This window comes from Pantoea sp. Ap-967 (assembly GCF_011752565.1).
GTDB lineage: Bacteria > Pseudomonadota > Gammaproteobacteria > Pseudomonadales > Pseudomonadaceae > Aquipseudomonas.
In genome coordinates, this window is record NZ_VWXK01000003.1 from 1 (window position 1) to 12,589 (window position 12,589).

12 protein-coding genes and 1 tRNA gene are annotated in these 12,589 nt (G+C 65.3%); 7 read left to right on the forward strand and 6 right to left on the reverse strand.

Annotated features, from left to right (window positions below):
- Window positions 1-219: 219 nt before the first annotated feature.
- Window positions 220-1,155, reverse strand: coding sequence for a chemotaxis protein CheV (locus tag F3J45_RS04300; protein WP_167057893.1), 936 nt, complete (start codon window positions 1,153-1,155; stop codon window positions 220-222).
- 351 nt (window positions 1,156-1,506) lie between these two features.
- Between F3J45_RS04300 and F3J45_RS04305 the strand changes: the two genes are divergently transcribed.
- The 3 genes from F3J45_RS04305 to F3J45_RS04315 all read left to right on the forward strand — a co-directional run bounded on the left by F3J45_RS04305 (window position 1,507) and on the right by F3J45_RS04315 (window position 3,904).
- Window positions 1,507-1,929, forward strand: coding sequence for an Hpt domain-containing protein (locus F3J45_RS04305; RefSeq protein ID WP_167057896.1), 423 nt, complete (start codon window positions 1,507-1,509; stop codon window positions 1,927-1,929).
- A 440-nt stretch (window positions 1,930-2,369) separates the two neighbouring features.
- Entirely contained in the window at window positions 2,370-3,248 is an 879-nt protein-coding gene (locus tag F3J45_RS04310) for a sensor histidine kinase (protein ID WP_205300401.1), read from the forward strand.
- Entirely contained in the window at window positions 3,245-3,904 is a 660-nt protein-coding gene (locus F3J45_RS04315) for a response regulator transcription factor (protein ID WP_167057899.1), read from the forward strand. Before F3J45_RS04310 ends, F3J45_RS04315 begins: the two co-directional genes overlap by 4 nt.
- Here the strand turns inward: F3J45_RS04315 and yegS are convergent.
- Window positions 3,888-4,769, reverse strand: coding sequence for a lipid kinase YegS (yegS, locus tag F3J45_RS04320; protein WP_205299810.1), 882 nt, complete (start codon window positions 4,767-4,769; stop codon window positions 3,888-3,890). The genes F3J45_RS04315 and yegS overlap by 17 nt on opposite strands.
- Window positions 4,770-4,972: 203 nt before the next feature.
- Here yegS and F3J45_RS04325 point away from each other — a divergent pair, with 203 nt between their 5' ends.
- Window positions 4,973-6,220 carry a glycosyltransferase family 4 protein gene (locus F3J45_RS04325; RefSeq protein ID WP_167057902.1) on the forward strand — a complete coding sequence of 416 codons (1,248 nt, stop codon included), beginning with the start codon at window positions 4,973-4,975 and terminating at the stop codon, window positions 6,218-6,220.
- Here the strand turns inward: F3J45_RS04325 and glp are convergent.
- Together glp and moaB are read right to left on the reverse strand one after the other, a co-directional pair.
- Entirely contained in the window at window positions 6,209-7,435 is a 1,227-nt protein-coding gene (gene glp, locus F3J45_RS04330; protein WP_167057905.1) for a gephyrin-like molybdotransferase Glp, read from the reverse strand. The genes F3J45_RS04325 and glp overlap by 12 nt on opposite strands.
- The gene (moaB, locus tag F3J45_RS04335; RefSeq protein WP_167057908.1) at window positions 7,419-7,958 is read right to left on the reverse strand and encodes a molybdenum cofactor biosynthesis protein B; all 540 of its coding nucleotides are present in this window, start codon (window positions 7,956-7,958) and stop codon (window positions 7,419-7,421) included. The genes glp and moaB overlap by 17 nt, the downstream gene beginning before the upstream one ends.
- Before the next feature lie 176 nt (window positions 7,959-8,134).
- Between moaB and F3J45_RS04340 the strand changes: the two genes are divergently transcribed.
- Together F3J45_RS04340 and F3J45_RS04345 are read left to right on the forward strand one after the other, a co-directional pair.
- Window positions 8,135-8,356 carry a YgdI/YgdR family lipoprotein gene (locus F3J45_RS04340; RefSeq protein ID WP_013971697.1) on the forward strand — a complete coding sequence of 74 codons (222 nt, stop codon included), beginning with the start codon at window positions 8,135-8,137 and terminating at the stop codon, window positions 8,354-8,356.
- Between the two features lie 81 nt (window positions 8,357-8,437).
- Window positions 8,438-8,514: transfer RNA gene (locus F3J45_RS04345), tRNA-Pro, on the forward strand.
- Window positions 8,515-8,594: 80 nt separating this feature from the next.
- On the opposite strand, the gene F3J45_RS04350 is transcribed toward F3J45_RS04345, so the two are convergent.
- Both F3J45_RS04350 and F3J45_RS04355 read right to left on the reverse strand, forming a co-directional pair.
- Window positions 8,595-10,211, reverse strand: coding sequence for a methyl-accepting chemotaxis protein (locus F3J45_RS04350; RefSeq protein ID WP_167057911.1), 1,617 nt, complete (start codon window positions 10,209-10,211; stop codon window positions 8,595-8,597).
- Between the two features lie 191 nt (window positions 10,212-10,402).
- Window positions 10,403-12,160 carry an ABC transporter transmembrane domain-containing protein gene (locus tag F3J45_RS04355; RefSeq protein WP_167057914.1) on the reverse strand — a complete coding sequence of 586 codons (1,758 nt, stop codon included), beginning with the start codon at window positions 12,158-12,160 and terminating at the stop codon, window positions 10,403-10,405.
- A gap of 148 nt (window positions 12,161-12,308) precedes the next feature.
- Between F3J45_RS04355 and F3J45_RS04360 the strand changes: the two genes are divergently transcribed.
- Entirely contained in the window at window positions 12,309-12,482 is a 174-nt protein-coding gene (locus F3J45_RS04360) for a PA1571 family protein (RefSeq protein ID WP_167057917.1), read from the forward strand.
- Window positions 12,483-12,589 lie beyond the last annotated feature (107 nt).

The window sequence follows — 12,589 nt, forward strand, 5'->3', positions numbered from 1 at the left end:
TGCTGTCATGCGCAAGTATCTGACAGGCATCTGGGCGTGCATGCGTGGGGATGAGCCATTTGATACGGCCAAGCTTTTCAGCTCTGAACACCTCAGAAAAGCTTGACCATCAACAGAGTATCTACATGGTTCTCTGTTAAATCAGGTAGTTACGATTTTTTCTGTAGGAGCGGGCTTGCCCCGCGAAAGGGCCGGCACAAGCAACTCAAGGCCTGCGGATCACCCGCCCGTGGCATCCAGCATCAAGCGCTGCTTGACCACATCGACCAGGCGGTCGGGCTGGAACTTGGAGAGGAAGTTGTCGCAACCGACCTTCTTCACCATCGACTCGTTGAAGCTGCCCGACAACGAGGTGTGCAGCACCACGTAGAGCTTGCGCAGGCGTGCATCGCTGCGAATCTCGGTGGTCAGCCGGTAGCCGTCCATCTCGGGCATTTCGGCATCGGTGAACACCATCAGCAGTTTTTCGCAAACGTCTTCGCCGGCATCGGCCCAGCCCTTGAGCATGCGCAAGGCCTTCAGGCCGTCGCTGGCCACATGCAGCTTCACCCCCAACTGCGACAGGGTATCGCGCAGCTGCGCCAGCGCCACGCTGGAATCGTCCACCAGCAGCACTTCGCGCCCACGGGCACGCGCCAGCACCGGGTCGGCGAGCTTGTCCCCGGAAACCCGGGCGTTGTACGGCACGATCTCGGCCAGTACCTTTTCCACGTCGATCACTTCCACCAACTGCTCATCGACCTTGGTGATCGCCGTCAGGTAATGCTGGCGCCCAGCGCTGGAAGGCGGCGGCATGATCGACTCCCAGTTCATGTTGACGATACGGTCGACGCCGCCCACCAGGAACGCCTGCACCGAGCGGTTGTACTCGGTGACGATGATGGTGCTGTCTGGCCCCGGCTGCAGCGGGCGCATGCCAATGGCCTGGGACAGGTCGATCACCGGCAGGGTCTGCCCGCGCAGGTTCACCACCCCACACACGAAGGCATGGCGCTGCGGCATCAGGGTCAGCTTGGGCAGTTGCAACACTTCCTGCACCTTGAACACGTTGATGGCGAACAGTTGGCGACCGGCCAGGCGGAACATCAGGATTTCCAGGCGGTTCTCACCCACCAGTTGCGTGCGTTGGTCTACCGTGTCAAGAATGCCAGCCATTGGACAGCCCCCAGGCTTGAGTCGAAAATGTTGAAAGGATTCACCCTATATCGGCGGCGTGGCGGCCATCTTGACCCTTGCGTAAAAATGCCGTCCGGGCAATTGATATCACAATAGCATCATGCTTTACTCCAGTTGCCCGCACCTTGGATCCCTTCTAGGGCAACCTGTCGCACCCTAGGCCGCTCTAAGGGAAACCCCTAGGAGCAATCAGGTGCAACCTGATGTTCGCGCCATCCTTTAGCCATTAATGTGACGCCATTCTCACTGCATGAATGGAGTCAGGCTTTTGCTAGCGATCGTCATGGCGTGGCCATCCCCTGCTCCAGCCCAACGCGCCGGAGTGTCTTGATGGACAGCACAGTCTCAAACAACAGCGCCCTGCAGGAATTCCTGCTGGATGCGCAAGTCTTGCTGACCCAGTCCCAGGAATGCCTGCAGCACCTGGAGCTGATCGCCAACGACCCTGACGCCTGCCATTGCCTCGACCGTACCCTCGACACCCTCGCCCGCCGCGCCAGCAGCCTGGGCCTACGCGAAATCGCCCTCTACGCCACCCGCCTGCAGCAGATTCTGGCCCCAGCCTGCCGCCAACTGCACCTGCACAGCGCCGCCCTGCCCGCGCTGGACGCTTGCCTGAACCTGCTGGCCTGGCAGCTGGAGCTGGTCGACGTGCACACCGGCCACCTGGCCCTGGACAGCGGCGAGCAGGACTCACTGCTGAGCGAACTGGCCGCGGCACTGCAACAACCACTCCCGCAAACGTGTGCCTAGCCCTGCGTGAGCGTTGAGGCCTGAGCGCCACGGGCTCGCGCCCACGGGATGTGCGCAGGCAACTAAGCGCGCCCTCTGCCAACCGCCGCCGTGCAACTAATGAAGTTCAGCAAGTTGCGCCGTGGGTACTTGGGCCCAACCTTGGCAAGTTGCCGGGGGAGGCTTCGACGCCTGGTTCATTGGTGGCAGTTTGCTACTTGAAAACAAGCCATTTTTTTCACGATCAGCCCGCAAAAGCTGGGGTTTCAGCTCACTTCACACCCGCGACCAATGCCACCCAAAGTGTTAACATGCCCGCCAACAAACACCGGCCAGCCGTACCCGAAGCGCGTCGATGCGTATTCGAGTTTGTTGGGCTCACAACGCCAAAGCCTCTGGTAAAACATGCGCAAGGCTTCCATCAGCAAGACTTCAGTGGCTTCCCCTCTATGTTCCCACGCTTGAAGACTGTTCTGCGCTGCCGGTCCAGCGCCACCTTGCTGTGCTGGGTAACGGCAACGCTGTGCGTGGTTTCCCTGATTGCCAACCTGCTGCTGTTCATGGCAGGCCAGCCCATGCCTGCCAGCCTCGTACTGCTGCAGTTGCTGGCCACCCTAGGCGTCGGCTGGCACCTGAGCCGTGGCGCGCGGTCGATCAGCCTGCGCCCGGCGGAGCTGGCCGGCCGCATGCTCAAGGTTCAGGAAGGCGAGCGCCAGCACTTGAGCCGCGAGCTGCATGACGACATCGGCCAGCTGCTCACCGCCGCCAGAATGCAACTGCAATGGCTGCAGCGCCGGGTGCCGGCCGAACTCCAGAGCGCCTGTGGCACCCTGGGCAGCACCCTTGACGACACCTTGGGCAAGGTGCGCGACGTATCCGCCATCCTTAACCCGCGGCAACTGGCAAGCCTGGGCCTGGAAGCCAGCTTGCGCGCCCACCTGGTGCGTACCTTGGCCAATAGCGACGTGCACTGGAGCCTGGAATGCCACCAGCGCCTGGGCGGCATTGGTGAGGAAGTGGCGATGGCGGCATTTCGCATCACCCAGGAAGCGGTCACCAACATGCTGCGCCATGCCGGCGCCCGCAACCTCACCATCCGCCTGCTGCGCGGCCCCACCGGCCTTACCCTGTCGATTCAGGACGACGGCCAAGGCTTCGTCCCGGCGCCAGACCCCGCCGTGGCTGGCCAGCGCGGCATGGCCGGCATGCAGGAACGCGCCACGGCGCTCAACGGCAGCCTGCACGTCAGCAGCCAGCCAGGCCGGGGCACACGCATCGAAGTGCTGTTCCCGTGGCCGCCACGCACCCATGAACGCGCCAGGACACCTGCCACACCATGACCTGTAGATTGCTGCTGGTGGACGACCACTCGCTGATCCGTGCCGGGGTTCGCGCCCTGGTGTCCGACATACCCGGCTACGCCGTGGTGGGTGAAGCCGACGACGGCGACCAGTTGCTGGAGCAGGTGCAGCGGGTGGCGCCGGACATCGTGCTGCTGGACATTTCCATGCGCTCCACCAGCGGCCTGGATGCCCTCACCCTGCTGCGCGCCACTGGCAATACCTGCAAGGTGCTGATCCTGTCGATGCACACCGACCCGGACCTGATCATGCGCGCCCTGGAAAGCGGCGCCCACGGCTACCTGCTCAAGGACGCCACCGCCACCGAACTGGAGCAGGCCCTGGCCGCGCTGCGGGCGGGCGAGCGTTACCTGAGCCCGGCCATTGCCCATACGGTGATCAACCAGGCCCTGATGCGCGCCCAGCACGGCAAACAAACCAACAGCGACCGCCACAACCTGACCGCCCGGCAACTGGAAATCCTGCGCCTGATCGTGCGCGGCAAGTCCACCCGCGAGATCGCCGCGGGCCTTGGCCTTTCGATCAAGACCGTGGAAACCCACCGCTCGCAGATCATGAAGCGCCTGCAGATCTACGACGTGGCCGGCCTGGTGTTGTTCGCCGTGCGCGAAAAAATCATCAGCCTGGACGACTGAGCAGCGGCGAGTTCGCCGGCAAGTGCACGCGCAACGCCGCCGGGACTGCCTCGAACCGCAGGCTGTCGGCCTGCAGCGGCTCACCATCTAGGTTGATGTCCAACCCCTGCGAGCAGTGGATTTCCACCCACGGCAAGCGCGTACGCACAAACAGCCCGTCGCCTGCGAGCAAGTCACGCAACGCACCGACCATTTCCTGCGGCGCCGGCAGGATGGCGATGTCGAGCAAGCCGTCATCCACCTGCGCTTGCGGGCACAACACCTGCCCACCGCCGGCCTGGCGGCCATTGCCGATGCCCAGTGCCAGCAACTCGCCCTGCCAGTTGAAATCCGGCCCGCGCACGCGCACCGAGGCGGCTTGCAGTTCACTGAAGCGCGTCAGGCCAGTGAACAGGTAGGCGGCGGCGCCCAGCATTTTCTTCAGGTCTTCGGAGGTGCTGGCCGTGACCTGGCTGCCGAAGCCGCCGGTGGCCATGTTCAGGAACAGCTGGTCGCCCACCCGCCCAAGGTCGATCGGCATCGCCGGCATGTCCAGCAGGGCCAGCGCCTCGGCAGGCACCAGCGAAACGCCGGCGGCCCGGGCAAAATCATTGGCCGTGCCCAGCGGCAGCAGGGCCAGGCTGGCCTTGGTATTGGCCTGCCCCATGGCTTCGGCCACATCGCGCAGGGTGCCGTCGCCACCGCCTGCAACCACATGGCTGTAACCGGCCGCCAGCGCCTCGCCCACCAGCCGCTGGGCATCGCCGCCTTCCCAGGTGACCCGCACATCCAGCTGCCAGCCCCGCTCGCGCAGGCCCAGCACCGCCTGGCGCACGTCCTCGTTCGCGGCCTGCTTGCCGTGCAAAATCAGCATTGCCTTGCTCATTGCCCTTCTCCCCCGCAAACCGTTGCGTGCAGATCTCGACCACACGCGCACGCAGAATGCTGCATGCCGGCAAAAAATCCCTCTGACCGGGCAGCCACCAAGAAGTGCGCTTTACTGATAAGACGGACGCGCACCGGGAGCAGCCATGGGCTGATCGCCCCAGCGCGTTTTTTGTCCGCAGCCCTTTGCGAGGATTCCGGGCCATGCGCATTCTCTGGACACTGCCCTACCTGCCCTGGCCCACCACCAGTGGCTGCAAGACCCGGCAATACCACCTGCTGCGCGCCCTGGCCCAGCAGGGCCACCGGATCACCTTGCTGGTGCAGTCGAAAATTCCCCTGAGCGATGCCATCCGCGAAGCTCTGGAACCCTGCGTCGAACGCCTGATCGTGCTGCCCCGGCGGGCACTGAACAACCCGCTCAACCTGCTGGCCTCGCCCATCATCGACTACCCCATGCGGGCGATCATCAATGGCCTGGCGCCGAACCTGCGGCACCGCTTCGAACAGCTGCTGGACGAGCCCTGGGACGTCATCCAGATCGAGCACAGCTACAGCTTCCAGCCCTTCGAGAAAGCCTTGCAAGCCCGTGGCCTGCCCTACATGCTCAGCGAGCACAACCTGGAATCGGTCACCGGCGCGGCCTGCCACGACCGCCTGCCCCTGTGGCTGCGCCCCCTTAACGCCTTCGACCGCTGGCGCTACCGGCGCTGGGAACAGCGCGTGCTGCGCCAGCCCACCGAAGTGGTGGCGGTAAGCCCGCACGATGCCGAGCTGATCAGCCAGGTCAGCGGGCGGCGGGTGAACGTGGTGGTCAACGGCGTGGATTGCGACTTCTACCAGCACGTGCAACCGGCCCTGCACAGCCAGCGCCTGCTGTTCGTCGGCAATTTCGAGTGTGGCGCCAATCAAGAGGCGGTGGAGTGGGCGCTGGAAGAGATCCTGCCGCAGGTGTGGATGAGCAACCCCGCCGTACGCCTGGCGATCGCCGGGCATGCCTTGCCTGCCAGCTGGAAACTGCACTGGAACGACCCGCGCATCGAGTGGGTCGGCTACCGCCCCGACCTGCGCGAGCTGCAGCGGCGTTCGGCGTTGTTCTTCGCCCCGCTGCGCTACCCGGGCGGTTCCAAGGTCAAGATCCTCGAAGCCATGGCCGCCGGGCTACCGGTAATCAGCACCGGCAAGGGCATGTCGGGCCTTGCGGCGAACCAGGGTGAGCATTACCTGGGCAGCGACGACCCCGACCAGCTGGCGCTGTTGATCACCCAACTGCTCAACCAGCCCTGGCGCATGTGCCAATTGAGCGAAGCCGGCCGCCAGTTCGCCCGCCAGCGCCACGACTGGAGCGTGGCGGCGCAGCAACTGGAAACCGTGCACATGCGCTTGACCCAGGCAGCCCCAGCCAATGCCGGCCAAGGCGGCAGCGCCTGGCTGGGGCGCTCAGCCGAGTAGTTCGCTCAGTGGAATGAACGGCACGCTGTCACCCGGCTTGGGCGTACTGCCTTCGCGCACTTCCACCAAGCCATCGGCCCAGGCAGCACTGCGCAGCACCCCGGAGCTCTGGTTCTTGTAGATCTGCACCTGGCCGTTGTCGATGCGCGCCCGCAAGTACTCACGGCGGGTGCCGGCCTTGGGCCAGTCGAAGCCAGCCGGCATGTCGAAGCGCAGTGGCGTCACCGCCATCACGCCCTGGCGGCGCAGCAGGTACGGGCGGGTCAGCAGGCCGAAGGTGACCAGGGTCGAGGCTGGGTTGCCCGGCAGGCCGATCACCGGCACACCGCGGTAGTGGCCAAAGGTCAACGGCTTGCCCGGTTTGATCGCCAGCTTCCACAGGGCCAGCTCACCGGCCTCCCGCAGCGCCGCGCCCAGGTAGTCGGCCTCGCCCACGGACACGCCGCCGGTGGAGAGAATCAGGTCGACATCGCCCAAGCCGCCCAGGCACTCACGGGTGCGCGCCAGGTCATCGGGCAGAATGCCCATGTCGCGCACCTCGCAGCCCAGGCGCTGCAACCAGCTGACCAGCAAGCGCCGGTTGCTGTTGTAGATTTGCCCCGGGCCCAGCGGCAGGCCGGGTTCGACCAGCTCGTCACCGGTGGACAACACCGCCACCCGCACCCGGCGCACCACCTGCAGCTCGCCATGCCCGAGGGTGGCCGCCAGGCCCAGTTCGATCGGCCCCAGGCGCGTGCCGGCCACCAGCACCTGCTCGCCCTGGCGGGTTTCCTGGCCCTGGGGACGCACGTTCTGGTCTGGCTTCAAGGGTTCGAGAAAGCGCACCGTGCCATCGGCCAGCACCTCGGTGTTCTCCTGCATTTCGACGCAATCGGCGCCGGCAGGCATGGGCGCGCCGGTGAAGATCCGCGCGCAGGTGCCCGGCTGCAAGGGCTGCGGCGCATGGCCAGCGAAAATCCGCTGGCTTACGCTCAGCGGCTCGCCCTGCAGGTCAGCCAGGCGCAGGGCGTAACCGTCCATGGCGCTGTTTGGCCAGGGCGGCAGGTCGAGCGAGGCCACCAGGTCGCTGGCCAGCACTCGGCCATCGGCTTCGGCCAGGGAAACCCATTCGGTTTCCTTGATGGGTGCGGCTTCGGCCAATGCCAGCAAGCGCGCCAGGGCCTCTTCCACCGGCATCAACGGCCGGGCTTGCGGCGCCTCAGCCACGGCTGTCACAGGCCGCTGCCTGCTTCAGGTGCGCCACGAAGTTGCACGGCCGGTGGCGGGCATCGAGCTGTTCGGCGAGGATGCCGTCCCAGCCGGTACGCACTGCGTTGGTCGAACCTGGCAGGCAGCACACCAGGGTGCCATTGGCCAGGCCCGCCAGGGCGCGCGACTGCACGGTGGAGGTGCCGATATCGGCCACGGAAATCTGCCGGAACAGCTCGCCGAACCCGTCCACTTGCTTGTCCAGCAGGCAAGCGACCGCTTCCGGGGTGCTGTCGCGGCCAGTGAAGCCGGTACCGCCGGTAATCAGCACCACCTGCACGCTGTCGTCGGCGATCCAGGTGGCGACCTGGGCGCGGATCTTGTACAGGTCATCCTTGAGCAGTACCCGCGCGGCCAGGTGGTGGCCCGCGGCCGTGAGGCGGTCGACGAAGGTCTGGCCGGAGCTGTCGGTGTCGAAGGTGCGGGTGTCGCTGACTGTCAGCACGGCGATGTTCAGCGGCACGAAGGGGGTATCTGCCTTGGCTTTCATGGGGGTCCGTCGCGGGGGAATGAGGATGGGGCATTTATATCACAGGCGGCCCGGCAGGCAGCGCAGGCAGACTTGGATCAATACGGCGCGATTGGCGCTATGCTGCACTGTGAAGGAACTTGCACGGACACACTGCGTCATAAAGTCATCTAGCACCCTCGCATTGGAGATACACGATGATTCAACGGACCCTTCCTGCCTTTCTGCTCGCCCTGGGCCTCGGTGCGCTCGCCGGGTGCGCCTCGCCTACCGTGATCACGCTGAACGACGGCCGCGAGATCCAGGCCACCGATACCCCGAAGTATGACGAGGACTCCGGCTTCTACGAATTCGAACAGCTCGACGGCAAGCGCACGCGCCTGAACAAAGACCAGATTCGTACCGTCAAAGAGCTCTGAACAGAGCCGTTTTTCGGGCATTAGCCCCTGCCATGGCAAGGGCTTGCAGGCGAAAAATGGATGCAGTAGGATTTTGTTCATCGGAGTGTAGCGCAGCCAGGTAGCGCGTCTCGTTCGGGACGAGAAGGCCGCAGGTTCGAATCCTGTCTCTCCGACCAGATCCTTAGCCAAAGCCCGCCTTGCGCGGGCTTTTTGTATTTTGGGGTGAGGGGCGCTGCTGGCGCAGCGCCGCCCCTACCTACGCCGTCAACCGCGACGTCACCTCGCCCAACTGCCCCGACAACCCATGCAACCGCTGCCCCGCCTGCTCGGTGTGCTGCACCGCTTCCTGGTTGGCCGTGGCGATACGGGTGATCTCGATCAGGTTGCGCGAGATGTCCTCGGCCACGCTGGTCTGCTCTTCGGCGGCCGTGGCGATCTGCCGGTTCATGTCACGAATCGCCTCCACCGCCGTGGTGATGCGCTGCAGCATCTGCCCGGCCTGCTGCACCTGCTCGGCGCCCTCCTCGCTGCGCTGCTGGCCGCTTTCGATGGCCTTGACCGCCTCCACCGCGCCCGACTGCACCGCCTCGATGATCTGGTGAATTTCAGCGATCGACGCCGCCGTGCGCTGGGCCAGGCTGCGCACCTCGTCGGCAACCACCGCGAACCCACGCCCGGCCTCGCCGGCCCTGGCGGCCTCGATGGCGGCGTTGAGCGCCAGCAGGTTGGTTTGTTCGGCAATGCCGCGAATCACTTCCAGCACCTTGCCAATGCGTGAACTGTCGGTTTCCAGGTCGCGTATCACCGCCGCGGTGCCGGCAATCTCGCGGTTGACCACGCCAATGATATCGATGGTCTGTTGCATCACCTGCTCACCCGCCTGGGCGCTGTGGTCGGCGTCATCCGCGGCGCGCGCCGCCTCGGCGGCATGGCGGGCGACCTCCTGGGCAGTGGCGGACATTTCGTGCATGGCCGTGGCCACCTGGTCGGTGCGCTGGAACTGGTCCTGGGTGCCGCGGGCCATGTCGCCGGCGATGCTACGCAACTGGCCGCTGGCGCCTTCCAGTTCCTGGGCGTTGTCTTTCAGGCGGCCAACGGTGTCGGCCAAAAAATCGCGCAGGGTGTTCGCCGCACGGGCCAGGCGGCCCAGTTCATCTTCCCGGCGGCTGTCGACCCGGGCCGCGAAACGGCCCTGGCTCAGCTGCGCCACGTACTCGATCAGCTGGCGAATCGGCTCGACCAGGCTGCGGTTCACCCGCCACAGGCTGAGCAGCCCCACCAGCAGGGCTGAGCCCAGCATCACCAGCACGCCCAGCCACACCGTGCGCTCGGCACTGGCGCTGATATCGCCAGCGCGGGCGCGGGCGTCGGCACGCAGTTGCTCGACCAGCGCGCTCATCTGCTCGCTGGCGGCGCGGTCCACGCCCTTCACGGCCTGGTCGCCAGCCACCGGGTCGCCGCCTGCGGCCAAAAACGCCTGGCGCCCTTGCTGATACGCCAAACCCAGTTGCCGGTGGCTGTCACGCAGTTGCTGCAGCGGTGCCTTGAGCTTGGCGTCACTGCTGTCGATCAGCTCGCCCAGCAACTGCTGCACCTGCTGTTCACGGGCCTGGAACTGCTGCCAGTACTTGTCCAGTTCGGCCGGCTGGCGACCGCGCAACAGCACGTTCTTCCATTCCTGCACCTGGATCTTGAACTGCAGGTTGGCCTCGTCGATCAGCTGCGAGGCCCGCAGAGGCCCGTCCACCAACTCGGCATAGTTGCGCACGCTGGAGGACAGGAACTGGAAGCACACCAGGGCGATCAGCAGCATCGCCGCCAAGCTACTGCCAAGCAGGGTGAGGATTTGCACGCGGAGGGATTTACGCAGCATCGCGGGTCTCGGAGCCAGTCAAAAAGGAAAAGGGAACAGCGCCATTGGCAGCGCCGCCAGACATCCTTGTCCTCGTTCACAGGGCAAAAAAAAGCTGCCATCAGTCGATAGCAGCCAGGTCGAGCACTTACGCAACAGTTGAGCCAATACTCTCAGGCAAATGCTACAGAAATGTTACAGAAAAGCGACCATCAGCCTGTGGTGAACTGCAGCTCAGCCAGCCGGGCGTACAGCGGGCTTTCTTCGATCAATTGCCGGTGCGTGCCCACGGCCACCAGGCGCCCCTTGTCGATTACCGCGATGCGGTCTGCGTGCTGCACCGTGGCCAGGCGATGGGCGATCACCAGCGTGGTGCGCCCTTCCATCAGGGCCGGCAAGGCCTGCTGGATCAGGTGTTCGCTTTGTGCGTCGAGGGCACTGGTGGCTTCGTCGAGCAGCAGGATCGGCGCATCCACCAGCAGCGCGCGGGCAATTGCCAGGCGCTGCTTCTGGCCACCGGACAACCCGACACCGCCCTCGCCCAACGGTGTCTGGTAACCCTGGGGCAGTTGCCGGATGAATTCGTCGGCATGGGCACCGCGGGCCGCCGCCTCCACCTCGGCCAGGCTCGCTTCGGGCCGGCCGTAGCGGATATTGGCTTCGACCGTACCACGAAACAGCGACGGGTTCTGTGCCACCAGGGCGAATTGGGCACGCAAGGTGTCCGGGGCCAGCGCGGTGATCGGCTGGCCGTCGAGCAGAATCTGGCCTTGTTGCGGGTCGTAGAAGCGCAGCAGAAGGTCGAACAGGGTCGACTTGCCTGCGCCCGACGGCCCCACCAGTGCCACGGTCTGGCCGGGCTCGATGGCCAGGCTGAGGTGGTCGATGGCGGCCACCGAGGGCCGCGAAGGGTAGGCGAACACCACCTCTTCCAGGGCGATACGGCCACCTTGGGGGCGCAGCGCCTGGGGTTGCTGCGGCGCCAGGATGGTACTTTGCGCCGCCAGCAGTTCGGCAATGCGCTCGGCAGCGCCGGCGGCCCGCTGCAGCTCGCCGATCACCTCGCTGAGGGTGCCGAAGGCGCTGCCGACGATCAGGCTGTAGAACACGAACGCTGCCAATTCACCCGCCGAGATGCGCCCGGCGATCACGTCCATGCCGCCCACCCACAGCATCACCCCGACGGCGCCCAGCACCAGCACGATCACCAGGGTAATCAGCCAGGCACGCTGGGCGATGCGCTGGCGGGCCACGGCGAACGCCGCCTCGACCGTGCCGGCGAACAGCTCGCGGTCACGCCCCTGGTGGTTGTAGGCCTGAACGGTCTTGATCTGCCCCAGCGTCTCGGCCACGTAGCTGCCCACGTCGGCCACCCGGTCCTGGCTCTGGCGCGACAGGCTGCGCACGCGCCGGCCGAACAGCAGAATCGGCGCCAGCACCAGGGGCAAGGCCACCACCACGATGCTGGTGAGCTTGGGGTTGGTGATGAACAGCAACACCACGCCACCGAGCACCATCAGCGCGTTGCGCAGGAACAGCGACAGCGACGAACCGATCACCGTCTGCAGCAAGGTGGTGTCGGCGGTTAGCCGCGACTGGATCTCGGAGCTGCGGTTGTCCTCGAAGAAACCCGGGTGAAGGCCGATCAAGTGGTCGAACACCGCGCGGCGGATGTCGGCCACGCAACGCTCGCCAATCCACGACACCAGGTAGAAGCGGCTGAAGGTGCCCACCGCCAGGGCCAGCACCAGCACCAGGAACAGGCCGATGGTCTGGTTGAGCTGGTGCGCTGAGCCGGTCATGAAGCCCTGGTCGACCAGCAGGCGAATGCCCTGGCCCATGGACAGGGTGATGGCAGCGGTGACGATCAGGGCCAGCAAGGCCAGCAGCGCTTGCCGGCGATAGGGGCGCAGGTACTGCCAACCCAGCTGCAGGGCGCGGCGTTGACGGGAGGAATCCGGGTTGGGCATGGCGCGCTTCACAAAAAACAGAGGAGCCCGAAGACTACCACTCCTGACTGTCGATGGTGGCTATAGCACATCGTTCTAACCAGGGTATGGAGCTTTGCCGTGCTTTCTGGTGGACTGTAGATGCAGTGCCCTGATGAGGAGATCGCCAATGAGCTTGCAACACAACAGCGATAGCGTGAAACCCCAGAACAAGACGCAGCCCAAGGCCTGTGGTTCGATCATTGACGCCCAGGGGCGCGAGGTCGAGATCACCGAGCAGATGATCCAGCAGGCCTGCAAGGCCCTGGAAGAAAGCCGCGTGGAAAAAGTGCGTAAAGGCTGAGGCGCGAATTTCTTGAAACCCGGCCCAGTGCCGGGTTTTTTATGGCCTGCGCTGGCCCTTTCGCGGGGCAAGCCCGCTCCTACAAGGGGGGGGCCAGCACAGGTTCA